Source organism: Brevibacillus sp. (genome assembly GCF_003521185.1).
In the GTDB taxonomy this organism is placed as follows: domain Bacteria; phylum Bacillota; class Bacilli; order Brevibacillales; family Brevibacillaceae; genus Brevibacillus; species Brevibacillus parabrevis.
In genome coordinates, this window is record NZ_DOTK01000003.1 from 22,060 (window position 1) to 44,255 (window position 22,196).

General features: G+C 53.1%; 23 protein-coding genes. 20 read left to right on the forward strand and 3 right to left on the reverse strand.

From position 1 onward, the window contains the following. The first annotated feature begins 363 nt into the window (after positions 1 to 363). The 12 genes from hemW to DEP07_RS00500 all read left to right on the forward strand — a co-directional run bounded on the left by hemW (position 364) and on the right by DEP07_RS00500 (position 11,933). Positions 364 to 1,506: a radical SAM family heme chaperone HemW gene (gene hemW, locus DEP07_RS00445; protein WP_173597413.1), complete on the forward strand. Its 1,143-nt coding sequence runs from the start codon at positions 364 to 366 to the stop codon at positions 1,504 to 1,506. Positions 1,507 to 1,703: 197 nt separating this feature from the next. After that, a complete protein-coding gene (gene hrcA / locus DEP07_RS00450; RefSeq protein WP_063231382.1) occupies positions 1,704 to 2,729 on the forward strand; it encodes a heat-inducible transcriptional repressor HrcA in 1,026 nt (341 codons plus the stop codon). 76 nt (positions 2,730 to 2,805) lie between these two features. Continuing rightward, entirely contained in the window at positions 2,806 to 3,333 is a 528-nt protein-coding gene (gene grpE, locus DEP07_RS00455) for a nucleotide exchange factor GrpE (RefSeq protein ID WP_229049944.1), read from the forward strand. Between the two features lie 52 nt (positions 3,334 to 3,385). Continuing rightward, the gene (gene dnaK, locus DEP07_RS00460) at positions 3,386 to 5,215 is read left to right on the forward strand and encodes a molecular chaperone DnaK (protein WP_122964105.1); all 1,830 of its coding nucleotides are present in this window, start codon (positions 3,386 to 3,388) and stop codon (positions 5,213 to 5,215) included. A 155-nt stretch (positions 5,216 to 5,370) separates the two neighbouring features. Next, entirely contained in the window at positions 5,371 to 6,498 is a 1,128-nt protein-coding gene (gene dnaJ / locus DEP07_RS00465) for a molecular chaperone DnaJ (protein ID WP_122964104.1), read from the forward strand. 71 nt (positions 6,499 to 6,569) lie between these two features. After that, the gene (gene prmA / locus DEP07_RS00470) at positions 6,570 to 7,511 is read left to right on the forward strand and encodes a 50S ribosomal protein L11 methyltransferase (protein ID WP_122964103.1); all 942 of its coding nucleotides are present in this window, start codon (positions 6,570 to 6,572) and stop codon (positions 7,509 to 7,511) included. Positions 7,512 to 7,529: 18 nt separating this feature from the next. Next, positions 7,530 to 8,288 carry a 16S rRNA (uracil(1498)-N(3))-methyltransferase gene (locus tag DEP07_RS00475; RefSeq protein WP_063231386.1) on the forward strand — a complete coding sequence of 253 codons (759 nt, stop codon included), beginning with the start codon at positions 7,530 to 7,532 and terminating at the stop codon, positions 8,286 to 8,288. Between the two features lie 24 nt (positions 8,289 to 8,312). Further along, positions 8,313 to 9,671: a tRNA (N(6)-L-threonylcarbamoyladenosine(37)-C(2))-methylthiotransferase MtaB gene (mtaB, locus tag DEP07_RS00480; protein WP_122964102.1), complete on the forward strand. Its 1,359-nt coding sequence runs from the start codon at positions 8,313 to 8,315 to the stop codon at positions 9,669 to 9,671. Continuing rightward, positions 9,668 to 10,096 carry an NUDIX hydrolase gene (locus tag DEP07_RS00485; RefSeq protein WP_122964101.1) on the forward strand — a complete coding sequence of 143 codons (429 nt, stop codon included), beginning with the start codon at positions 9,668 to 9,670 and terminating at the stop codon, positions 10,094 to 10,096. The genes mtaB and DEP07_RS00485 overlap by 4 nt, the downstream gene beginning before the upstream one ends. Before the next feature lie 3 nt (positions 10,097 to 10,099). Then, positions 10,100 to 10,765, forward strand: a complete 666-nt coding sequence (gene deoC / locus DEP07_RS00490) for a deoxyribose-phosphate aldolase (RefSeq protein ID WP_063231389.1) — start codon at positions 10,100 to 10,102, stop codon at positions 10,763 to 10,765. A 117-nt stretch (positions 10,766 to 10,882) separates the two neighbouring features. Further along, positions 10,883 to 11,275, forward strand: a complete 393-nt coding sequence (locus DEP07_RS00495) for a CidA/LrgA family protein (protein WP_217365248.1) — start codon at positions 10,883 to 10,885, stop codon at positions 11,273 to 11,275. Further along, positions 11,268 to 11,933 (forward strand): LrgB family protein, encoded by a 666-nt coding sequence (locus DEP07_RS00500; protein WP_122964099.1) that lies wholly within the window; start codon positions 11,268 to 11,270, stop codon positions 11,931 to 11,933. Before DEP07_RS00495 ends, DEP07_RS00500 begins: the two co-directional genes overlap by 8 nt. Here the strand turns inward: DEP07_RS00500 and DEP07_RS00505 are convergent. Continuing rightward, positions 11,914 to 12,891, reverse strand: coding sequence for a Na/Pi cotransporter family protein (locus DEP07_RS00505; protein ID WP_122964098.1), 978 nt, complete (start codon positions 12,889 to 12,891; stop codon positions 11,914 to 11,916). The two genes, DEP07_RS00500 and DEP07_RS00505, sit on opposite strands and share 20 nt — an antisense overlap. 131 nt (positions 12,892 to 13,022) lie before the next feature. On the opposite strand from DEP07_RS00505, the gene DEP07_RS00510 reads away from it, so the two are divergent. Next, positions 13,023 to 14,318 (forward strand): class I SAM-dependent rRNA methyltransferase, encoded by a 1,296-nt coding sequence (locus tag DEP07_RS00510; protein ID WP_122964097.1) that lies wholly within the window; start codon positions 13,023 to 13,025, stop codon positions 14,316 to 14,318. Between the two features lie 176 nt (positions 14,319 to 14,494). Here the strand turns inward: DEP07_RS00510 and DEP07_RS00515 are convergent, their stop codons facing one another. After that, positions 14,495 to 14,989: a hypothetical protein gene (locus DEP07_RS00515; protein WP_122964096.1), complete on the reverse strand. Its 495-nt coding sequence runs from the start codon at positions 14,987 to 14,989 to the stop codon at positions 14,495 to 14,497. A 235-nt stretch (positions 14,990 to 15,224) separates the two neighbouring features. On the opposite strand from DEP07_RS00515, the gene DEP07_RS00520 reads away from it, so the two are divergent. Continuing rightward, a complete protein-coding gene (locus DEP07_RS00520; protein WP_122964095.1) occupies positions 15,225 to 16,310 on the forward strand; it encodes a D-alanine--D-alanine ligase in 1,086 nt (361 codons plus the stop codon). Positions 16,311 to 16,388: 78 nt separating this feature from the next. Here the strand turns inward: DEP07_RS00520 and DEP07_RS00525 are convergent, their stop codons facing one another. After that, positions 16,389 to 17,771 (reverse strand): UDP-N-acetylmuramoyl-tripeptide--D-alanyl-D-alanine ligase, encoded by a 1,383-nt coding sequence (locus DEP07_RS00525; RefSeq protein WP_122964094.1) that lies wholly within the window; start codon positions 17,769 to 17,771, stop codon positions 16,389 to 16,391. Between the two features lie 250 nt (positions 17,772 to 18,021). Between DEP07_RS00525 and DEP07_RS00530 the strand changes: the two genes are divergently transcribed. From DEP07_RS00530 to DEP07_RS00555, 6 genes are all read left to right on the forward strand, one after another. Beyond that, a complete protein-coding gene (locus DEP07_RS00530; RefSeq protein WP_122964093.1) occupies positions 18,022 to 18,345 on the forward strand; it encodes a histidine triad nucleotide-binding protein in 324 nt (107 codons plus the stop codon). A gap of 112 nt (positions 18,346 to 18,457) precedes the next feature. Further along, the gene (rpsU, locus tag DEP07_RS00535; RefSeq protein WP_007727630.1) at positions 18,458 to 18,631 is read left to right on the forward strand and encodes a 30S ribosomal protein S21; all 174 of its coding nucleotides are present in this window, start codon (positions 18,458 to 18,460) and stop codon (positions 18,629 to 18,631) included. A 17-nt stretch (positions 18,632 to 18,648) separates the two neighbouring features. Then, positions 18,649 to 19,095 (forward strand): GatB/YqeY domain-containing protein, encoded by a 447-nt coding sequence (locus DEP07_RS00540; protein WP_063231398.1) that lies wholly within the window; start codon positions 18,649 to 18,651, stop codon positions 19,093 to 19,095. Positions 19,096 to 19,262: 167 nt separating this feature from the next. Beyond that, on the forward strand, positions 19,263 to 20,597 hold the full coding sequence (locus DEP07_RS00545; RefSeq protein WP_122964092.1) for an NfeD family protein: 1,335 nt from the start codon (positions 19,263 to 19,265) through the stop codon (positions 20,595 to 20,597). A 15-nt stretch (positions 20,598 to 20,612) separates the two neighbouring features. Further along, entirely contained in the window at positions 20,613 to 21,617 is a 1,005-nt protein-coding gene (gene floA, locus DEP07_RS00550; RefSeq protein WP_122964091.1) for a flotillin-like protein FloA, read from the forward strand. A gap of 11 nt (positions 21,618 to 21,628) precedes the next feature. Then, entirely contained in the window at positions 21,629 to 22,138 is a 510-nt protein-coding gene (locus DEP07_RS00555) for a hypothetical protein (protein WP_122964090.1), read from the forward strand. The last annotated feature ends 58 nt before the right edge of the window (positions 22,139 to 22,196 follow it).

Here is a 22,196-nt window from a genome sequence, read left to right on the forward strand (position 1 = left end):
CAATCATCCGTGGCTTTTTACTATTGGATGGCTGCCTTCTTAATAAGAGAATAAGAGATTCGTTACCCGCCGTGTACCTGCGCTCTTGAGGGACACACAACACGTTTGACTAGAGTCGAAAAAATACATTATGATAATTTAGCCCTTACAAATGCTTGCAAGACCAACAGTCCAAGGCGAAACATCGTTTCAAAAAACAACTGGATACGTTAGGTCTGCAAGAAACGTTTATGTCTGCACCACGCATGGATGAGAAGAAGTAGGCCTGACCTCGTGTCAGGTCTTTTCCATTCGCCCGCTGGAACGGAGCGTAACGAAGACAGGCATTCGCCTGTATTTTGAACAAAAAGGAGGGGAAGAGATATGACGCCGCAATCGGTTTACATCCACATTCCCTTTTGTACGAATAAATGCTATTACTGCGATTTCAACTCGTTCGTGACAAACAACCCGCAATTGATCTGGGATTACCTGGACGCTTTGGATAAAGAAATGGAGCTGACGTTTCGCGAGCGACCTGTGCAGGAGGTCAAAACGATCTTTGTCGGCGGCGGCACCCCTACGTTCCTCGATCATGCCCAAATGCGAGCGTTTTTGCAGATGGTCCAAAATCACCTGGGCAAGCATTGGGCAGCGGATATCGAGTTTTCCATGGAAGCGAATCCCGGTACGACAGATAGCGAAAAGCTGCGCATCATGCATGAGCTTGGCGTCAACAGGCTGAGCTTCGGCGTGCAGTCGTTTGACAACGCGCTTTTGAAACGGCTGGGACGGATTCACGACCGCGACGATGTGTACCGCAGCATCGAGAATGCGAAAGCAGCAGGGTTCGCTAACATCAGCATCGACTTGATGTTCGGCTTGCCGGATCAAACGATGGAGATTTTCCGCCAGACGCTGGAGAAAGCATTCGAGCTGGGCACGAAACACTTTTCCGCATACAGTCTCAAGGTCGAGGAAAATACGTTATTTCACACGCTCTATCAAAAGGATCAGCTTCCGCTTCCGTCTGAGGAGGCAGAGCTTGCGATGTACATGGTGCTGATTGAAGAGATGGAACGCCGCGGCTATCAGCAGTACGAGATCAGCAATTTCGCCAAGCCGGGCTTTGAGAGCAAACATAATAAAACGTATTGGCTCAATCGTGAATACTATGGTTTGGGTGCAGGCGCCCACGGCTACGTTTGCGGCGAGAGACATGTCAACGCCGGACCGCTTGCGATCTATTTGCAAAAATGCAAAGAAGGCTTGCCGCGGGTGGAACAGTTTGCCGTTCCGCAGGAAGATGCGATGGAAGAACAGATGATTTTGGGGCTGCGCCTGCGGGAAGGAGTCGATCTCGCCCAGTTCGCATCGCGCTTTGGCGTATCTGCGCACGAAGTTTTTGGGACGATAATAAAAGAAGAGATTGCCAAAGGCATGCTGGAAGAGCAAAACGGCTGTCTCAAGCTGACCAAGCGGGGGCTTCCGCTCGGAAATGAGGTATTTGCCCGTTTTCTCCGCTAACAAGCGGGAGCAGTTGGCGAAATATGTGAGATTTTGACGGCGGATATCGTGGAAGTCCGTTGACAAATCCTTCTTCTATTGATACCTTAGTAAATAGATTTAGCACTCGTTAGGTATGAGTGCTAACAAAACCGCTCCGACATTGCGGGCGATACCTTTTTTCACTTTTATGCTCAACGGGGAGGCGAGCGACATCCATGTTATCTGACCGTCAACAACTGATTTTGAATGCGATTGTCGATAATTACATTCATTCTGCCGAACCGGTTGGTTCCCGAACCATTTCCAAACGCGAGGACATCGGATTTTCTTCGGCAACCATCCGTAACGAGATGTCCGATCTGGAAGAGTTGGGATACTTGGAGCAGCCTCATACGTCGGCCGGGCGAGTTCCTTCTACAAAAGGGTACCGTTTTTACGTCGACAACCTGATTCAGCCGCAGCTCTTGAACGAGGCCGAATTGGGCAAACTGAAGCAGTTGTTTGCCGAGCGTATTCTGCACTCTGAACAGGTCGTGGAATACACCGCTCAAATTCTTTCCCAGTTGACGAATTACACGGCAATTGTCCTGGGACCGGAAATTTTTGAGCATCGGTTAAAACATATTCAAATCGTTCCTCTGAACGAGACACAGGCGGTGGCGATTGTCGTCACCCATACCGGACGAGTAGAGAACAAGCTGATCGACCTTCCCGAAGGCATCGGCGCAAGCGAAATCGAGCGCCTTGTCAACTTGTTGAATGCCAAACTGACCGACGTGCCGCTGTGGCAACTGAGACAGCGGGTCTATCAGGAAATATCGGGCGAGATGCGCCGCTATGCGGAGCAGTACGAAGAGATGCTGAAAGTTCTCGACAAGTCGCTGACACAAGAAGAGGAACGTGTATACTTACGCGGTGCCACCAAAATCATGAACCAGCCGGAATTCCGCGACGTCGACAAGGTCAAGGATATTTTGGAACTGCTGGAGCAAAACGATCAACTGCTGCATTTGATCGGGATGCCGGGAGATGGACTGACGGTGCGCATCGGCCAGGAAAACCAGCTGGACGCGATCAAGCAATGCAGTATTATTACGACATCCTACTCGCTTGGAGGCAAGCCCGTAGGAATGGTGGGAATACTTGGCCCGACGCGAATGGAATACGGAAAAGTCATTACCGTACTCAATTATTTGGCAGAAGGCTTATCGCGGATGCTGACTTCGCAGTTTGAGAAATAAATGGAGGAAGGCTCCCTGACGAGAAGGCAAGTCAGGCAAGAGCCCCCAGGAGGTATCGACGTTGAGCGAGGAAAAAATGACCAAAGACCCGGCTGCGGAAGACGAGCAAGTAAATGAGGCAGTCGACGCGCAAGACGCGGGCGAAGTGAACTGGGAGCAGGAAGCGGCCCAGTGGAAGGCGCAGGCAGAGGAGCATCAAAACCGCATGCTGCGGGCCATGGCTGACATGGATAACCTCAGACGCCGTGTGCGCAAGGAGCAGGAAGACCTGGCGAAGTACGCTTCCCTGAAAATCGTGGAAGAGCTTTTGCCGGTACTCGACAATTTCGAGCGGGCATTGGCTGCTGACAAGGAATCGATGACGGTCGAGTCGCTTTTGACAGGCGTCAACATGGTGTACCGCCAGATGGTGCAAGTTTTCGAAAAAGAAGGCTTGACTCCGATCGAGGCAAAAGGCGCTCCGTTCGATCCGCATGTACACCAGGCTGTCATGCAGACGCAAGACCCTGAATTTGATTCGGGCGTCGTCGTAGCAGAATTGCAAAAAGGATATATGTTCAAAGACCGCGTCGTTCGTCCGGCGATGGTGCAAGTGAACGAATAAATCGAGATTCCATCATTCATTCAGATGAGAAAGTGTTAGGAGGACATATTGTATGAGTCGCGTAATCGGTATTGACCTTGGAACAACCAACTCTTGCGTAGCAGTAATGGAAGGCGGCGAGCCAGTCGTTATTGCCAACGCAGAAGGAAACCGCACCACTCCTTCCGTCGTCGCTTTCAAAAACGGCGAGCGCATCGTAGGGGAAGCGGCAAAACGTCAGGCGATCACCAACCCTGACAACACGGTTATCTCCATCAAGCGTCACATGGGTACTTCCCACAAGGAAACACTGGAAGGAAATCCATACACACCTGAGCAAATCTCTGCCATGATCCTGCAAAAGCTGAAAGCAGATGCAGAAGCTTACCTGGGCCAGCCAGTAACACAAGCTGTTATTACCGTTCCAGCTTACTTCAATGACTCCCAACGCCAAGCGACTAAAGACGCTGGTAAAATCGCGGGTCTGGAAGTTTTGCGTATCGTGAACGAACCAACCGCAGCAGCACTTGCATACGGTATGGAAAAGACAGAAGATCAAACCGTTCTCGTATTCGACCTCGGCGGCGGTACGTTTGACGTCTCCATCCTGGAGCTTTCCGACGGTTTCTTCGAAGTAAAAGCGACTTCCGGCGACAACAAGCTCGGTGGAGACGACTTCGACGATGTGATCATGAACTACCTCGTGAGCGAGTTCAAAAAAGAGCACGGCATTGACCTGTCCAAAGACCGCATGGCACAGCAACGTTTGAAAGACGCGGCTGAAAAAGCGAAAAAAGACCTCTCCGGCGTACTGACTACGACTATCTCGCTGCCGTTTATCACAGCAGATGCTTCCGGTCCAAAACACTTGGAGATGAACCTGACTCGCGCCAAATTCGAAGAGCTTTCCGCTGAACTGGTTGAGCGTACGATGGGCCCAACTCGCCAAGCGCTGAAAGACGCAGGCTTGACTCCTAGCGAAATCGACCGCGTAATCCTCGTGGGTGGTTCCACACGGATTCCGGCTGTACAAGAAGCGATCAAGAAATTTACTGGAAAAGAGCCGCACAAAGGCGTGAATCCAGACGAAGTAGTAGCACTGGGCGCTGCCGTGCAAGCAGGGGTACTGACTGGTGACGTGAAAGACGTCGTACTGCTCGACGTTACTCCGCTGTCGCTCGGTATCGAAACATTGGGCGGCGTGTTCACCAAGCTGATCGACCGCAACACGACAATCCCGACCAGCAAATCCCAAGTGTTCTCTACAGCTGCCGACAACCAGACTTCTGTAGAAATCCACGTTCTCCAGGGCGAACGCCAAATGGCGGGCGACAACAAAACATTGGGCCGCTTTACGCTGTCCGACATTCCGCCAGCGCCGCGCGGTATCCCGCAAATCGAAGTTTCCTTCGACATCGACGCCAACGGTATCGTGAACGTGCGTGCAAAAGACCTGGGTACAGGAAAAGAGCAACGCATCACCATCACGTCCAACTCCGGTTTGTCTGACGATGAAATCGACCGCATGGTAAAAGAAGCCGAGCTGAATGCGGAAGAAGACAAAAAGCGCAAAGAGCAAGTAGAAATCCGCAACGAAGCAGACCAACTCGTGTTCACTACCGAGAAAACACTGAAAGAAGTGGAAGGCAAGGTAGACCAAGCGGAAATCGATCGCGCCAACGCTGCGAAAGACAAAGTGAAAAAAGCGCTGGAAGGCGGCAACATCGAGGAAATCAAAGCGGCAAAAGACGAACTGTCCGAGATCATCCAACAAATTTCCGTGAAGCTCTATGAGCAAGCTGCACAAGCGCAGCAAAATGCTGGGGGCGCAGCAGAAGGCCAAGAACCGAAGAAGGACAATGTCGTTGATGCTGACTATGAAGTGGTAGACGATAAAAAGTAATCACGACGAAAGCGTCAGGGGAGAGCTTTTCTCCCCTCGCTCTTTCGCGATGTGACCCCATGAAAGTCAAAGTCACGCAAAAGCTGACTTTGACTTTTTTTCAGGTCTGTCACATGCTATGATAACAGTTGACTGTCATGGGAGTGATTTAGGAGATGAAACGCGATTACTACGAGGTTCTGGGAGTAGCCAAGGAAGCCGACGCGGACGAAATCAAGAAAGCGTACCGGAAGCTTGCTCGCCAGTACCATCCGGATGTAAATAAAGACGCTGATGCGGAAGAAAAGTTCAAGGAAGTCAAGGAAGCTTACGATGTCCTGTCTGAGCCGCAAAAGCGCGCGCAATACGACCGTTTCGGTCATCAGGACCCGAATCAGGGCTTTGGCGGCGGCGGTTTTGATACGTCGGGCATGGGCGGCTTCGGAGACATTTTTGACATGTTCTTCGGTGGTGGCGGCAGACGCGCGAATCCGAACGCGCCGCGCAAAGGGGCCGATCTGCAATTTGGCCTGAGCATCGATTTTATCGACGCGATTTTCGGAAAAGAAACCGACGTGGAAATCCCGAAAGAGGCAGAGTGCGATACGTGCCTCGGCTCTGGTGCCAAGCCGGGAACAGGCGTCGAAACGTGCAAAACTTGTAGCGGTACCGGTCAGCAGGAAGTGGCAGCCAACACGCCGTTCGGACGAATCGTCAACCGACGGGTCTGCTCCACTTGCGAAGGCAAAGGGAAAGTGTTCAAGGAAAAATGCTCCTCGTGCCGAGGCAGCGGACGTGTCAAGGTACGCCGCAAAATTCACCTCAACATCCCGGCTGGTGTGGATGACGGTGCGCAATTGCGCGTCTCCGGCGAAGGCGAGCCAGGTGCCAACGGCGGACCAGCAGGCGATCTGTACGTTGTGCTGCGCGTGAAAAGCCACGAGTTTTTCGAGCGCGAAGGCAACGACATTTACTGTGAAGTACCGCTTACGTATGCACAGGCGGCGCTCGGCGATGAAATCGAGGTTCCGACGGTCGATGGCCGCGTGAAGCTGAAGATTCCGGCAGGCACACAGACCGAGACGTTTTTCCGCTTGCGTGGAAAAGGCGTGCCGCACTTGCGCGGCAACGGTCGCGGCGATCAGCATGTAAAAGTGCGCGTCATTACGCCGACGAAGCTGAGCGACAAGCAAAAAGAGCTGCTGCGCGAGCTGGCAGAGCTGTCTGGCGAGAAGCCGGGCCAGCACGGAACGGAAGACGAAGGCTTTTTTGAAAAAATGAAACGGGCATTCCGCGGCGAGTAATCGGTCGCGGTTTTGTCCGCTTGCAGGTTGACAAGTCCATCAGGAAAGCAAAAGTGGGGAGTGGTAGATTCGTGAAATGGTCAGAAATCAGTATCCATACAACAGCGGAGGCTACGGAGGCGGTGTCCAGCCTTCTCTATGAAATGGGTGCCAACGGCGTCGTCATCGAAGACCCGGAGGTGCTCTATCGCGAGTGGGATACCCCCTTTGGCGAAATCTACCAGCTCTCTCCTGACGATTTTCCGGCCGAGGGCGTATTCGTCAAAGCGTACCTGCCTGTTGACAGCAGCGAGCTGATCGATGTCGTAGAAGAATTGAAAGAACAGCTGGCGCAGTTGACCGAGTACGGTCTGGACATCGGCAAGGCTGCGATTGCCGTAAACGATGTTCACGAAGACGAATGGGCCCACGCCTGGAAAAAGTATTACAAGCCGGTTCACGTCTCCGACAACATGACGATCAAGCCGGTTTGGGAAGAGTATGAGCCGCGTCATCCGGGAGAGATCATCATCGAGATGGACCCGGGAATGGCTTTTGGCACGGGAACGCATCCGACCACGATTCTCTGTCTGCGCGCGCTGGAGAAGCATTTGGCCAAAGGCGATCGCGTGTACGATGTGGGAACAGGCACGGCGATTTTGAGCATTGCCGCCATCAAGCTGGGCGCAAAAGAAGTGCTCGCGATGGATTTGGACGAGGTGGCAGTCCGCTCCGCACAGGCGAACACCGAGCTGAACGGCGTGCATGAGCATATCGTCGTCAGACAAAACAACTTGCTGGATGGCATCGAGGAGCAAGTCGAAGTGATCGTCGCCAATATTTTGGCGGAAGTCATTTTGCGCTTTACAGACGATGTGTTCCGCTTGCTTCTGCCAGGCGGCACCTTCATCGCATCCGGCATTATTGCGGCGCGGGAAGCGGATGTGAAAGCCGCTCTGGTCGCTTCCGGGCTTGAGATCGTGGAAACGATTTTCATCGATGACTGGGTAGCAATTACCGCAAAAAAACGATAGAATAGTGAGGTTGGCGAGATGCAACGATATTTTGTCGAGCCACATCTCTTTCATGAGCATGAGCTAACGATTATCGGAGACGATGTTCATCATATCGTAAACGTGATGCGAGCGCGGGCAGGCGATGAAATTCTCGTCTCGGACGGAGCAGGGAGATCGGCGCGAGCCAAGCTCGTCAGCCTTTCTGCCAAGGAAGTCCAGGCAGAGGTGATCGAGATGCTCCAGGAAGAGCGTGAGCTGCCGATCCGCGTGACCATTGGGCAAGGAATGCCAAAAGGCGAAAAGATGGAGTGGATCTTGCAAAAGGGGACGGAACTCGGAGCGTACTCCTTTTTTCCGTTTTCTTCCGAGAGAACCATCGTCAAACTGGACGCTAAGAAAGAGGCGAAAAAGCTGGAGCGCTGGCGCAAAATCGTCAAGGAGGCTGCCGAGCAGTCGCACCGGGCCGTTTTGCCTGAGCTGCTTGCCCCTGTCTCGTTTCGCGAGGCGCTTGCGGCAGGTCAAGCCTATACGCAGCTGGCTATCGCCTATGAAAAGGAAGGAAGCACGACTGTTCATGAAGTGCTGGAACAGATGGCAAGTGGAGACTCCCTGCTCGTTCTGATTGGGCCTGAAGGGGGCTTCACCCCGGAAGAAGTGGCGCAAGCAGAGAGCAAGGGATTTTTGCCTGTTTCGCTCGGGCCGCGTATTTTGCGCACCGAAACGGCCAGCCAGTATGTACTTGCCGCGGCTTCCTATCAGTTTGAACGAAAAGCTTCCATACATCGCAAAGGATAAGCGCAAGCGAAAGGAGGAATGGCAATGTCTACCGTTGCTTTTCATACATTAGGCTGCAAAGTGAACAGTTATGAGACTGAGGCGATTTGGCAATTGTTCAAGGCAGATGGCTACGAGCGAGTCGACTTTGAACAGGACGACGCCGATGTTTACGTGATCAATACTTGTACCGTTACGAATACAGGTGATAAAAAGAGCCGCCAGGTCATCCGCCGGGCGATTCGCCGCAACCCGGAAGCGATCGTCGCTGTGACAGGCTGCTATGCGCAAACTTCTCCAAGCGAGATTGCACAAATTCCTGGGGTGGATATCGTAGTGGGCACGCAAGGCCGCGAGAAGCTGACCGATTACGTCAAGCAAATCCGCGCTGAGCGCCAACCGATCAATGCGGTCGGAAACATCATGAAAGCCCGTGATTTCGAGGAGCTGGATGTTCCCAACTTTACAGACAGAACCCGCGCTTCCCTGAAAATTCAGGAAGGCTGCAACAACTTCTGCACGTTCTGCATCATTCCGTGGGCGCGTGGTCTCATGCGCTCGCGCAAGCCGGAAAGCGTCGTGGAACAGGCGAAAAAGCTGGTGGAAGCAGGCTATCTGGAAATCGTTCTGACGGGGATTCACACCGGAGGATACGGAGAAGACCTGGAAGATTACAACCTGGCGAAGCTGCTGCTTGATTTGCACGAAGTAGATGGACTGAAACGCATTCGCATCAGCTCCATCGAAGCGAGCCAGATCACGGATGAAGTCATCGAGGTCATCAACAACTCCGACCGTGTCGTACGCCACCTGCACGTACCGCTCCAGGCGGGCGATGATGAAGTGTTGAAGCGCATGCGCCGCAAATACACGACAGCCGAGTTTTATGAAAAAATGGTGAAAGTACGCAAAGCGCTGCCAGGCGCGGCGATCACGACGGACGTCATTGTCGGCTTCCCGGGTGAAACCGAGGAGCAATTCATGAACGGCTACAACTTCATCAAAGAAATCGGCTTCGCCGAGCTGCACGTTTTCCCGTACTCGATGCGCACAGGCACACCGGCTGCGCGGATGACCGACCAGATTCCCGAAGAGGAAAAACACGAGCGCGTGACGAAATTGTTGGAGCTGAATCGGGAGCTGACCATGGCTTACTCCAAGCAGTTTGTCGGCGACGTGCTGGAAGTCATTCCAGAGCGTCCGTTCAAGGATGCGCCGGAAAGCGGCCTGTTGATGGGATATTCCGATAACTACCTGAACGTTGTTTTCCCGGGAGACGAAAGCATGATCGGGAAAATTTGCAAGGTGAAGCTGGAACAACCAGGCTCCGAATATTGCCAGGGAACTTTTGTCCGCGTTGTGGAGACTGAGATGCTGCCTTATTTGAAGGAGCGAGCCATATGAAGGAGATTTCGGCAGGAGGCGTAGTCTATCAGCTGCAAGACGGAGAGTACATGCTTCTCTTGATCGAAGACCGTTATGGCAAAGTGACTTTGGCAAAAGGCAAGCAGGAGATCGGCGAGACTATCGAAGAAACCGCTTTGCGTGAAGTGCTTGAAGAGACGGGAGTGGCGGGGCGTCTCGGCGCCAAGCTTGACCGGATCACTTACGTCTACACGCATCCGGTGACGGGCGAGTCGGTCGACAAAGAAGTCCACTACTATCTGGTCGAGGCTTACAACACAGAAATAACGGTACAGCTGGAAGAAATCAATGACGTTCATTGGCATCCGGCAAAAGAGGCTTGGGAGCTGCAACTCCAGAGAGGCTACCGAAACAACGATGAGATTTTTCGTCTGGCCTTCCAAAAACTCGGGATTGAGGTGTAGTTTATGCAATTGAACAAATTTATTGACCATACCCTGTTGAAGCCAGAAGCGACGCAAGAGATGATCGACAAGCTCTGCGCGGAAGCGAAAGAACACGATTTTATGTCTGTGTGCGTCAACCCTTACTGGGTGAAGCGTTCTGCTGAGCTGTTGGCGGGTACAGATGTGAAAGTGTGCACCGTAATCGGCTTCCCTCTGGGAGCGAATACGACAGCGGCAAAAGTGGCAGAAACTCGCGATGCGATTGCAAACGGCGCAACAGAAGTCGACATGGTGCTGAACGTAGGTGCCCTGAAATCCGGCGATCTGGAAACCGTGAAGCAAGACGTGGCAGCTGTGAAGGATGCAGCTGGAGACATTCTTTTGAAAGTCATTCTTGAAACAGGTCTTTTGACTGATCAGGAAAAAGAAATCGCGTGCAAGCTCTGCGTGGAAGCAGGTGCCGATTACGTAAAAACGTCCACTGGCTTCGGCCCGGGCGGCGCGACGGTAGAAGATATCGCTTTGATGCGTAAAACAGTTGGTCCTGACATTGGGGTGAAGGCATCTGGCGGCGTGCGCGGCGGTGAAGCAGCACTCGCCATGATCGAGGCGGGAGCGAGCCGGATCGGTACAAGCTCTGGCATCTCGATTGTGACTGGAGCGAAAACGACAGGCAGCGGATACTAGAACGACTGGAACGAAAGAAAGCCTGGCCAAGGGAAGGCCGGGCTTTTCCTTCTTTTTCAAGCATTTTCGATAGAGATTAGGCAAAGAGAAAGCGGGAGAGGGGTGTGGCAGGTGAAAATGATCACGGGAGTGGCTATTCTTCTGGCTTTTTACGGAGTGGGAGTGCTTGCGAGTACATGGCTGCACATCCCTTTGCCCGGCAACCTGGTCGGGATGCTTTTGCTGACACTGGGGCTTGTGACTGGCTGGATTCGGATGGAGTGGGTAGACCGGGCGAGTTCGTTTCTCATCCGGCACATGATGCTGTTTTTCGTGCCGATTATTGTGGGCGTCGTCTCCTACTTCAAATGGTTTGCCCAAGCGCCATGGCCGATCGCGCTGTCGATGATTGTGGCTCCGATGCTGGTCATGTTCGTGACAGGCCGCGTGGTACAAGCTTACTTGAACAGACAGAAGAAGCAAGAGACACCCGCTTCTGCCGCACCAGAGAGGAGGACGCTCGATGCTTAGTCAATGGCTGGCGATCCTCGTTACGCTTGTCGGCTACAAAGGAGCAACGACGGTCAACGCCCGCTTTCCCCGCGTGCAGCCGCTGCTTGTGGCGGTCGTGCTCGTCTGGGTGATCTGGTGGGCGGTGAGCGATGATTGGGAAGCTTTTTCTGCGGGAGGACAGTGGATTTCGTTCTGGCTCGGTCCGGCGACAGTGGCATTGGCTGTTCCTTTGGCCAAACAGATCAGGCAATTCGCCCACATCTGGCGCGGCGTTTTGCTCGGCGTCAGTGCAGGGTGCGCCGTGGCTATCGTGTCGGTGTACGCGATTCATTGGTGCTTCGGATCGGATGACATCTTGCTCAGAAGCATGCTGAGCAAATCGGTGACGACGCCAATCGCTTTGGAACTGACTGCCTCGATAGGCGGAGTGCCTGCTTTGGCAGCCTTTTTTACCGCCCTCACAGGAATGGTTGGGGTGCTGATCGCGCGCCCTGTGCTCAAATGGGGGCGAATTACGGACGACTGGGCGATCGGGATTGCCGTAGGGACGAGTGCGCATGCGATCGGGACAGCCAGTTTGAACCGCATCTCGCCCGTGCAGACGGCTGCATCGAGTGTGGCGATGATCGTGGCCGGGGTCGTCACCTCGCTGTACCTCATCCCGTTTTCTTTTTAATCCATACAGCAGTCGGTGTAGGCGGTTTGCGCTTGTCTGGAATGAGCCATTGGATAAACCGGGCGATCTGCGGAACGAATGGCAGGGCGACCATGGAGCAAATCAGATTGAAAATCGTTTGCGAATGGGCGATTTGCATGGAGGGGCTGCTCGTTAAAAAGGCGCTTACCAGGGCAAGCTGGGAAAGAAAAGGCAAAAACACGACAGCCCCTGCTACATTAAAGAGCGTATGGCACCAGGCGACCTGCTTGGAGGCCGTATTCGTGCCGATGGCGGCTATGACAGCGGTGAAGCATGTGCCGACATTGGCGCCGAGGACGATGGCAAGCGCCGTCTCCATGGACAGGATTTGATGGCTGAGCAACCCCATCGTGATGACGGTCGTTGCAGAGCCGCTATGGATGAGCGCAGTGAAAATGACGCCTGTGATCAGCCCGATCCAGATGGAATGACTGCTCTCCAGAAAAAGCGACCGAAACGTTTCGGATTGTTCCAGCGGCTTGGCCATCAGCTTGAGTGTATCAATCCCGAGGAAAATCAGCCCGAATCCGGCGATGACCAGTCCGGTGCAGCGAACAGTTGGCCGCGGCATCAGCCAGAGGGCGACGCCGACGAGCAACATCGGGATGGCGAACGACTCCAGTTTGAGTGCGACCAGCTCCGTCGTGACGGTCGTTCCCAGGTTGGTGCCGAGAATGATCCCGACGGTTTGCGCGAACTGGATAATCCCCGCATTGGTCAAGCCGATCGTCAAGACGGTGACGGCACTGGAGCTTTGCAGGACGAAAGTCGCAATCAACCCGATCCAGAAGCTGTGGTATGGCGTGCGTGTAAAGCGGGCCATCCATTGTTCCATTTTTTTGCCCGCCAAATTTTGAAATCCGGTCCGCATGGCGTACATACCGAACAGAAAAAAACAGAGCCCGATCGTAAACGGGGCGAGGATGGAGACAATCACAAGTTGGGTTCCTCCTTCTTGGTTACAATGGCAAGCGAGGCTGGCCGTAGAACGCCGGGCCAACCGTAAAGGAAGTTACTATAACGCTATGCCTGTACGAGGGCAAGCATGACAAGGAGAGAATCAACCGCATGGCAAAAGTCTTACTGAATCAGCATCGGAAAAAGCGACTGGAAGCGGGGCATCCGTGGATTTTCCAATCGGAAGTATTGGAAATCCAGGGCGAGGTTGTACCGGGTGAAATCGTTGAGGTGACGAATCACAAAGGACACTTTTTGGCAAAAGGCTACATCAATCCGGCATCGCAAATGATCGTGCGCATTTTGAGCTACGATCCAAAAGAAGACATCGACTATTCGTTCTTCCTGCGCAAAATCAGGCAGGCGGCGGAGTTTCGCACTCGGTTTGTGGACAATCCGCGCGCATGCCGCGTCATTTACGGCGAAGCAGACTTTTTGCCTGGCCTGATCGTGGATCGCTACGAGGACATCCTGGTCGTGCAGGTATTGTCTTTGGGCATGGAAAAGCGGATGGAGTGGATTCGCGATGCGCTTGTGGAAGTGTTTGCGCCTGCTGGCATCTACTTGCGCAACGACGTTCCCGTGCGCAAGCTGGAAGGCTTGGCGGAAGGTAAAGAAGTGCTGTACGGAGAGTGTCCGCGCGAGGTGTTGATTGAGGAAAACGGCTTGAAGTATTACGTGGATATCGTCGAAGGACAAAAGACAGGATTTTTCTACGACCAGCGTGAGAACCGCGCTTCGATTGCGCCATTGATGAAAGGCTGGGGCGAGAAGCACGGCATTACGCTGCAAACCATCGAGGTGGACGGCGAGCAAAAGCTCATGCCAGTCGACAAGCGGGGAAAAGCGATCAAAAATCCGTTCTGGGACGGAGCAGAAGTGCTGGAATGCTTCACCCATACCGGCTCCTTCACGCTGAACGCTTGCAAGCACGGCGCGAAAAAAGTAACCGCGCTCGACATTTCCGAGCATGCGATCGAAACCGCAAAGCGCAACATCACCTTGAACGGCTTTTTGCATCGCGTCGATTTTGTCGTGGCAAACGCGTTTGATTACTTGCGGGAAAATGTCGAGGCAGGAAAGAGCTGGGATGTCGTCATTCTCGATCCGCCCGCCTTCGCCAAATCGCGCGGCGCGGTCAAAGGCGCATGCCGCGGCTACAAAGATATCAACCTGAACGGGATGAAGCTCGTTCGTCCTGGCGGTTTTTTGGTCACCGCCTCATGCTCGTACCACATGTCTCCGGAACTGTTCCTGGAAACGATCCAGGAAGCGGCTGTGGACGCGAAAAAAATATTGCGCCTGATCGAGTGGCGCGGGGCAGGCAAAGACCACCCGCAAATCAGCGGCGCTGACGAAGCGCATTACCTGAAATTCGCGATCTTTGAAGTGCGCGATCGCAAGTAGAAAAAGAGAACAGCGCCGGAGCGTATCTGGCGCTGTTTTTGCGTTTTCGTGAAAAGGATGGGACGCACAGGGCTAAGCTGCTGCCCGGGCAAGCTGGCAGACATTCGAGCGACCAGTCCGCTGCCCAAACAAGCTGGCAGATATTCAAGCGTCCCGTCCGCTAGGCGAAGTCAGGCTTACTGCGCAAACTGCTTGTCGTTTTTCACCTGCCGGACGAGGTCGAGAGCCTTTTTGAAGCCAAGCTCTTTTCCCAGCAAGACTTGTCCTTCTGCGGGGGTAGCGGCGCGCGCCTGGCTGAGCGTATGCAACTCGTGAACAAGCAAATGCTCGATGAGATAGAGCTGGACCTGGCCGATTTCCCGCTCGCTTTTGCGATCCCGCTCCCGAAACTTCGCCCGTTGCTGGCTTTCCTCCACGTATTTATCGATGTCGTCTTCGAGAAAATGCGAGGCGTTGCCAATAATTTGGCGATAGTCATCCGTCTGGGAGGGAATAGGCCGGATGGTGTGGCCGAGGTGAGCGAGCAAAAATTTGTTCAAAACGATGTTGTCGCGCGTGTAATCATTGTGCAGGAGCGAGTATTCCCCCAAAAAAGTTCCGGCGTCTTTATCGAAGCTGTGCAACAACGTGTACGTGGAGCAATACGTACAATAAAGCAAGTAGTCTCTCATGGACATCCCTCCAGCAAAATAGCTCCATGACAGTGTTTTTACTACCCATGATATGACAAAGTTCATGCGTGGGTGATACTTGCTTCTCTTGTATTTGGCAGTCGGTTTGTGTATGCTAAATGACGGGCTTTGCCCGGTACAAAGAGCAGATGCTGGGCGCTTGCATAGCATAGGAGAGAGATGAAACTCAAGGGTAGACTCTTTGCCTGCCACAGAGGAAAGGAGCATGGCACGGATGGGAAACGATAAGATCCGTCTAGGAATTATTTATGGAGGAAAATCCTCGGAGCACGAGGTTTCATTGCGTACGGCCTTGTCGATCATGAAGGCTGTCGATGCAAATAAATACGAGGTAACGCCCATTTACGTTCAGTTGGACGGAACTTGGGTAAAAGGAGACGCTTTCGCTGAGCAGGTGCCGCAAAACATCGACACACTGCGCCTCGCTTCCGGCGATCCGGCAAAAAAATCTGACTCCTTGTTCGATATCGCGCAGCAAGTCGATGTGATTTTTCCTGTCGTGCATGGGCCGAACGGGGAAGATGGCACGATTCAAGGACTGCTGGAGCTGGTCAACCTGCCATATGTGGGAACAGGCGTGATGGCTTCCGCTGTCGGGATGGACAAGTGGATGATGAAGACGGTTTTTGCCCAAGCGGGCTTGCCGCAGGTTAAGTACGTAGGGTTTTTGCGCTCCCAGTGGGAAAAAGGTCCCGAGGAAGTGGCGGAAACAATCGAGCGTGAACTTGGCTACCCATGCTTTGTCAAGCCAGCGAACATGGGCTCCAGCGTCGGAATCAGCAAGGCGAAGAACCGCGCAGAACTGGTGACCGCGATCAATCTGGCTGCCCGTTTTGACCGCAGGCTGATCGTGGAGGAGTTTGTTTCGGTGCGCGAGCTGGAGATCGGCGTGCTTGGCAACGAGGAGCTGGTCACGTCTGTCGTCGGCGAAATTATCGCGGCCAAAGAATTTTATGACTACGAAGCCAAGTACAAGGGAGCGGGCACAGAGCTGTCCATTCCTGCGGTCGTTCCTGCGCATGTCGCAGAAGGCATCTCCGATATCGCGAAAAAGGCATTTCAGGCGCTGGACGGCTCAGGGCTTTCCCGCGTCGACTTTTTCTGGGATGAGAAAAACGACCAACTGTACATTAACGAAGTAAACACGATGCCAGGCTTTACCCCGTTCAGCATGTACCCGATGCTTTTCCAGGCAGCGGGTGTGGGCTACAGCGAACTGATCGACCGCCTGGTGCAGCTGGCGATAGAGCGCCATGCCGATAAGCAGCGCAACATCGTGGAAGCCGAAGGGCTGGAATAGCAATCTGAATTTTACGACCTACAAGCAAACGCAAAAAAGCCGTCTCTCAACTGATCCGAGAGGCGGCTTTCTTTTTTTCTATTCGTGCTGTTCCAGATCAGTCAAAAGCGTCCACAGCTCCATCCCGCGCGACGCTTTGAACAAAAAGGCATGGCTGGCATCGCGCAATGGCAGAAGGGCGGCGAGCGCCTCCGGTTTGCTTGCCACATGCAGCTTGTTGCCGTTATAGGCGCGATGAAGATGTTGCGTATCCTCGCCAACGGTGACGAGCAGCTCGATGTGCTCGACAATATCGTTGAGCGCTTCGCCGACTCCTGCGTGCATGTGAGCGCTTTGCTCGCCCATCTCGTACATGTCGCCCAAGACGAGCACTTTTTTGCGGCCAGGAAACAGCTCGGCGAACGTCCGGGCAGCAGCTTCCATGGAAGACGGACTGGCGTTGTATGCATCGCTGATATACAGGGAGCCGTGTCTGGAATGCACCTGTTCAAACCGCATGGCAGAGAGCTTGACCGTGGAGAGCGCTTGCACGATTTGTTCTGTGTCCATCCCCAGTCTTTTCGCAATCGCAATCGCAGGAAGCGCGTTCAGCACGCTATGCTTGCCGTGAAGCGGGAGAAAGGCGGAGAAGCGTTCGCCATTCGCGAAGCAGACGTCAAACTGTGTTCCATTATCATTCGGCTGAATATGTTCCGCCCAGATGTCACAAGGCTCCAGCACGGAATAGTACATGATCTCCCCGGCATACAGATGGGCCACTCGCGGCAAATACTCCGAGTCCTTGTTGAGAAGAACCAGGCCGTCAGGGGCGGTGTGGGGGAGCAGCTCGGCTTTGGCGAGCGCAAGCTTTTCCCGCGTGCCGAAAAACTCCAGATGCGACTCGCCGATATACGTAATGACGCTGATCTCCGGCTTGACGAGCGAAGCCAATAAGTCGATCTCTCCGGCGTGATTCATCCCCAGCTCCAGCACGGCAGCCTGGTGTTGCGGCTCCATTTGCAGCAAGGAAAGCGGCACGCCCAAATGATTGTTCAAGTTTTTATATGTCTTGTAGACAGGGGATCGCGCTTCCAATACGTGAGCTACGATGTCCTTCACCGTCGTTTTCCCGATGCTGCCCGTAATCGCGATATGCGGGATCGCAAAGTCTTTCCGATAGGCAGCTGCCAGCTTTTGAAAACCGCGCAGCGTATCGTTGACGAGAATCAGCCCGAACTCCTCGGGCAAGCCAGCCGGAATTTTTTCCTGATTGGATACGAGTGCGGCTACCGCTCCTTGTTCGGCTGCTTGCAGCAAAAAATCGTGCCCATCGCGAGCGCCGCCTGTCAGCGCCACGAATAAAGAACCCGCTTTCAGTTGGCGGGTATCAAAGTGAACCGATGACAAGACAAGGTGCGGGGAGCCTGCCAGCAAGAGTCCTTCTGCATTGATTGTCGCCTGTTCCAGTGCAAGTGGTTTCATGTGCACGAACTCCTTTTTTCTATATGATCCATCTCCAACCTCGAAGCTGACCACGCGCACGTGAAATCGCGAAGTCATCCGGTCACGAACTCGTGAATCCTCGAAGTCATGCTACCATGCGCCCGGGAAGGCCGCAAGACAAAAGTGCGGGACAAGCCGTTGCATTTGCTTCGTGCTGTCCGCTATCATGAAACTATCTGTGCTTTGCAAAACATCGAAGCCATCTATATAGCTGAAAGGGGTTTCCCACATGGAGAAAAGCATTTTTACCCGGATTATGGAGGGCGAAATTCCAGCCCGCGTAGAATATGAAGACGAACACGTCATCGTGATTCACGACATCGCGCCAAAGGCACGCGTCCACCTGCTGATCATCCCGCGCAAGCCGATTGCGACATTAATGGATGTAACAGCGGAAGATTTGCCGCTGATCGGCCATATTCATCAAGTAGCGCAGACATTGGCGAAAAAGCTGGAGCTGCCAGGATTTCGCCTGATTAATAACTGCGGAAAAGAAGGCGGACAAGAAGTTTTCCATATTCATTACCACCTCTTGGCAGGATTTCACGAATAAAAATGAACTAAAGGTTGACCTTCATTAGTCATCTATCCTATAATGAAGTGTGACAGTCTGTTCGTACGACGATTCAGGCGTCCCACGGTTTTAGCGGAGGGAGGGAAGACAAATGGCAGAAATTCGAGTCAAGAAAAACGAGTCTTTGGATAGCGCACTTCGCCGCTTCAAGCGTGAGAGCGCCAAATCCGGGGTGATGGCGGAACTGCGTAAACGTCGCCACTTTGAGAAGCCTAGCATTAAGCGTAAAAAGAAATCCGAAGCAGCTCGTAAGCGTAAGTTTTAATGGACGGAGGGCCCATCATGAGTGTAATGGAGCGACTCGATCAAGATATGAAGCAAGCAATGAGAGACAAAGCTGCTCTAAAACTCTCTGTTATTCGCATGGTGAAAGCCGCTTTAAAGAATGAAGAGATTAACAAAGGCAGAACTTTGTCTGAAGACGAAGTGCTGACCATCTTGACTCGTGAGTTAAAACAACGCCGTGAATCCCTCCACGAATTTGAGAAGGCAGGCCGTGAAGAACTTGCCTTAAAATCGCGCGAAGAGATCGATGTGCTCTCCGCTTACTTACCCGCTCAGCTCAGCGAAGATGAGATTCGCGATATCGTTCGGGAAGCTATTGCTGCCACCAATGCCACCTCCAAGAAGGAGATGGGCAAAGTGATGGGAGCACTTATGCCGAAAGTGAAAGGCAGAGCAGACGGAAACCTCGTGCAAAAGATTGTATCTGAGGAACTACCATCGTAGATAAGCAACACCTCATATAGATACGAATGGAAAAGCCCAGCCGGATGACGGTTGGGTTTTTTCTTTGTTTCCCCAAAAGCTGACAAAAATCTGAAACAATCTCCTCCTTTGTTCGTATACCTTATTGGGCATAAGTTGAAGCTGATACGAGGAAGGAGGTAAATGTCATGACTGCAACGAGGTTAGCGTTGCGGCGGATGCGATTGCTACTGTCTCTTCTTTGCCTGATCACGGGCTTCTCGATGTTTTTGTTTACGCCAGGCATTCAGGCCCAGTCTTATCAGAAAGCGGTCTGGATTCCGGTAGACAACACAATCGAGCGTGGCTTGGAGAGTTTCCTTGCAAGGGCTTTCGCAGATGCACAGGAAGAAAAAGCAGACCTTGTCATTTTGCATATTAATACGCCGGGTGGCGAAGTGGACGCTGCTGATCAGATTGGCCAGTTGATTCGCCAATCACCCATGCATACCATCGCCTATATTGATAACCAGGCTTTCTCAGCGGGAACATACATCGCTTTGAACGCCAACGAAATCATTATGACGCCAGGAAGCAGCATGGGAGCGGCTACACCGATTGATCTGGCGGGCAATGCAGCAGACATCAAGTTCATCTCGGGATGGAGCAAAAAAATGACCGCTGCCGCCAGTCTGAACCAACGCAATCCGGACGTGGCGCGAGCAATGGTCGAAATCGATACGGAGTTTCCGGGACTGAAGCCAAAAGGAACCGTGCTTTCGCTCGACGCGCAGCAAGCGAAAACGCTCGGCTACGCAGATCACGTCGTTTCTGGAAAAGAGGAGCTGCTTGCCAGCCTGGGAATTTCCAGCGACTCTCTGCATGTGATCGAGCCGACTGGCGGGGAAAAGGTTGCGCGCTGGGTAACCAGCCCGTACGTCATGAGCTTGCTTCTGGTCATCGGTTTGGTCGGGATTGTCGTTGAACTGTTTGCACCAGGCTTTGGCGTCGCCGGAACGATTTCGCTAGTTTCGTTCGGCTTGTATTTCTTCGGGCATTATGTCGCAGGCTTTGCAAACTGGCTGCACATCGGTCTGTTTGTCATCGGAATTTTACTCATGATTCTAGAAATTTTCCTGCCAGGCGGCATCGTCGGAGCTATCGGCTTTATCAGTATCGTGACTGGCCTGGTGATGGCTGCCTACGATACGCAGCAAGGACTCGCCTCGCTGGGAATTGCGGCTGTAGTTACACTTGTTGTAACGTTTCTGCTCGTCAAGCGTTACGGCATCAAAGGACTTTTTGGCAAGTTCGTCCTCGGTGACGCACAGCACAACGAGGAAGGCTATGTGGCCCCGAAAGATCAGCGTGATCTCACGGGCAAGTCCGGCATTGCCCTGACGCCTTTGCGCCCTGCTGGTGTCGTAAAAGTGGAAGGCAAGCGTGTCGATGCGGTATCTGCCGGAGGCTTCATCGCAGCCGGAACGGCGATTGTCGTCGTGCAAGTAGAAGGGACGCGTGTCGTCGTGTCTGAACAAGAATAAAGGAGTGACAGCATTATGTTGGAAAGCGGATTGATTCCCCTAATTTTTATGGTGGCTGTAGCCATCGTGGCCCTTTCGATTTTCTTCTCGTTTGTACCAGTCATGCTCTGGATTTCCGCCCTCGCGTCGGGCGTGAACATCGGGATTATTACACTTGTGGCGATGCGTTTGCGCCGGGTCGTTCCATCCCGCATCGTGAACCCGTTGATTAAAGCTCGCAAAGCAGGCTTGCAGTTGGACACAAACCAGCTGGAAAGCCACTATCTTGCAGGCGGTAACGTTGACCGCGTTGTCGACGCCCTCGTAGCAGCGCAACGTGCAGATATTCCGCTCGGCTTTGAACGCGCCGCAGCGATTGACTTGGCAGGGCGCGATGTATTGGAAGCCGTGCAAATGAGCGTTAACCCGAAAGTGATTGAAACTCCTGTCGTAGCAGCAATGGCAAAAGACGGTATCGAGCTGCGCACGAAAGCGAAAGTAACCGTTCGCGCCAATATTGACCGTCTGGTCGGTGGTGCTGGTGAAGAAACGATCATCGCCCGTGTCGGTGAAGGGATAGTCTCCACGATCGGTTCTTCCAACAGCCACAAAGACGTATTGGAAAACCCGGATCTCATCTCCAAAACCGTTTTGAACAAAGGTCTGGACGCTGGTACAGCGTTTGAAATTCTCTCCATTGATATCGCGGACGTAGATGTCGGTAAAAACATCGGGGCACAGCTGCAAACGGACCAAGCGGAAGCCGACAAGCGCATTGCGCAGGCAAAAGCCGAGGAGCGTCGTGCGATGGCGGTTGCCCAGGAACAAGAAATGATCGCCCGCGTACAAGAAATGAAAGCAAAAGTAGTCGAGGCGGAAGCACAAGTTCCACTTGCATTGGCAGAAGCGTTGACCAGCGGCAAAATGGGCGTCATGGATTACTACAACCTGCAGAACATCGCAGCCGATACACAAATGCGCGAATCGTTCGGGCACTCAGGTGACAAACAGGACCCTGCTTCGCCTGATCAGAAAGAATAAGGGCGATTGCCATGGAAGATCTCTTTGATCTTTTCCTTGACCTGATTGACTGGATTCTGCCTCTGCTAGGAAAGTTCTGGTTCGTTATTTTGGGTTACATCGGCTACAAGCTGCTGGGAAAAGAAAAAGCCAAAGGAAAGCGGATGTCGCAAGGATTGCCAAACAAGCCCCTGACACCTGTGGATACACCTTGGACAGCCGAGCCTGCGCCAGATGCGCAGCAAGAGCGAAAAACGGTACGGGCCACGGCCAAATACGAGCCGCTGGAATCGAGAGCGGAGTCGATGGAAGGCGTCGGAGTGGAGCAGGAGTGGGCATTTTCCGAGCCTGTACGCGCTTCGACAGGTTCTACGATCCGTACATCGAGCGCGACCAGACAAATGTCGGCGGCGCAGCGCGTCAAGCCGCAGTCTGCTGCTCCTCTCGATCCGCGGGAAGGGATGAAGTGGGCGCTCATCTTTGGCGAGCCGCGCTCAAAAGCTTCTTACTTTGCCCAGCGTTCACGAAAAATAAGCAAATAGCGTACAGAAAAAACAGGTAAACAAATGTTTGCCTGTTTTTTTGGTGCGCCACGCATGG

Excerpts from the sequence above, each read along its gene's own strand:
- hemW (WP_173597413.1), top strand. The coding sequence starts at position 364 with ATGACGCCGCAATCGGTTTACATCCACATTCCCTTTTGTACGAATAAA.
- hrcA (WP_063231382.1), top strand. The coding sequence starts at position 1,704 with ATGTTATCTGACCGTCAACAACTGATTTTGAATGCGATTGTCGATAAT.
- grpE (WP_229049944.1), top strand. The coding sequence starts at position 2,806 with ATGACCAAAGACCCGGCTGCGGAAGACGAGCAAGTAAATGAGGCAGTC.
- dnaK (WP_122964105.1), top strand. The coding sequence starts at position 3,386 with ATGAGTCGCGTAATCGGTATTGACCTTGGAACAACCAACTCTTGCGTA.
- dnaJ (WP_122964104.1), top strand. The coding sequence starts at position 5,371 with ATGAAACGCGATTACTACGAGGTTCTGGGAGTAGCCAAGGAAGCCGAC.
- DEP07_RS00475 (WP_063231386.1), top strand. The coding sequence starts at position 7,530 with ATGCAACGATATTTTGTCGAGCCACATCTCTTTCATGAGCATGAGCTA.
- mtaB (WP_122964102.1), top strand. The coding sequence starts at position 8,313 with ATGTCTACCGTTGCTTTTCATACATTAGGCTGCAAAGTGAACAGTTAT.
- DEP07_RS00485 (WP_122964101.1), top strand. The coding sequence starts at position 9,668 with ATGAAGGAGATTTCGGCAGGAGGCGTAGTCTATCAGCTGCAAGACGGA.
- deoC (WP_063231389.1), top strand. The coding sequence starts at position 10,100 with ATGCAATTGAACAAATTTATTGACCATACCCTGTTGAAGCCAGAAGCG.
- DEP07_RS00495 (WP_217365248.1), top strand. The coding sequence starts at position 10,883 with ATGATCACGGGAGTGGCTATTCTTCTGGCTTTTTACGGAGTGGGAGTG.
- DEP07_RS00500 (WP_122964099.1), top strand. The coding sequence starts at position 11,268 with ATGCTTAGTCAATGGCTGGCGATCCTCGTTACGCTTGTCGGCTACAAA.
- DEP07_RS00510 (WP_122964097.1), top strand. The coding sequence starts at position 13,023 with ATGGCAAAAGTCTTACTGAATCAGCATCGGAAAAAGCGACTGGAAGCG.
- DEP07_RS00515 (WP_122964096.1), bottom strand. The coding sequence starts at position 14,989 with ATGAGAGACTACTTGCTTTATTGTACGTATTGCTCCACGTACACGTTG.
- DEP07_RS00520 (WP_122964095.1), top strand. The coding sequence starts at position 15,225 with ATGGGAAACGATAAGATCCGTCTAGGAATTATTTATGGAGGAAAATCC.
- DEP07_RS00525 (WP_122964094.1), bottom strand. The coding sequence starts at position 17,771 with ATGAAACCACTTGCACTGGAACAGGCGACAATCAATGCAGAAGGACTC.
- DEP07_RS00530 (WP_122964093.1), top strand. The coding sequence starts at position 18,022 with ATGGAGAAAAGCATTTTTACCCGGATTATGGAGGGCGAAATTCCAGCC.
- rpsU (WP_007727630.1), top strand. The coding sequence starts at position 18,458 with ATGGCAGAAATTCGAGTCAAGAAAAACGAGTCTTTGGATAGCGCACTT.
- DEP07_RS00540 (WP_063231398.1), top strand. The coding sequence starts at position 18,649 with ATGAGTGTAATGGAGCGACTCGATCAAGATATGAAGCAAGCAATGAGA.
- DEP07_RS00545 (WP_122964092.1), top strand. The coding sequence starts at position 19,263 with ATGACTGCAACGAGGTTAGCGTTGCGGCGGATGCGATTGCTACTGTCT.
- floA (WP_122964091.1), top strand. The coding sequence starts at position 20,613 with ATGTTGGAAAGCGGATTGATTCCCCTAATTTTTATGGTGGCTGTAGCC.
- DEP07_RS00555 (WP_122964090.1), top strand. The coding sequence starts at position 21,629 with ATGGAAGATCTCTTTGATCTTTTCCTTGACCTGATTGACTGGATTCTG.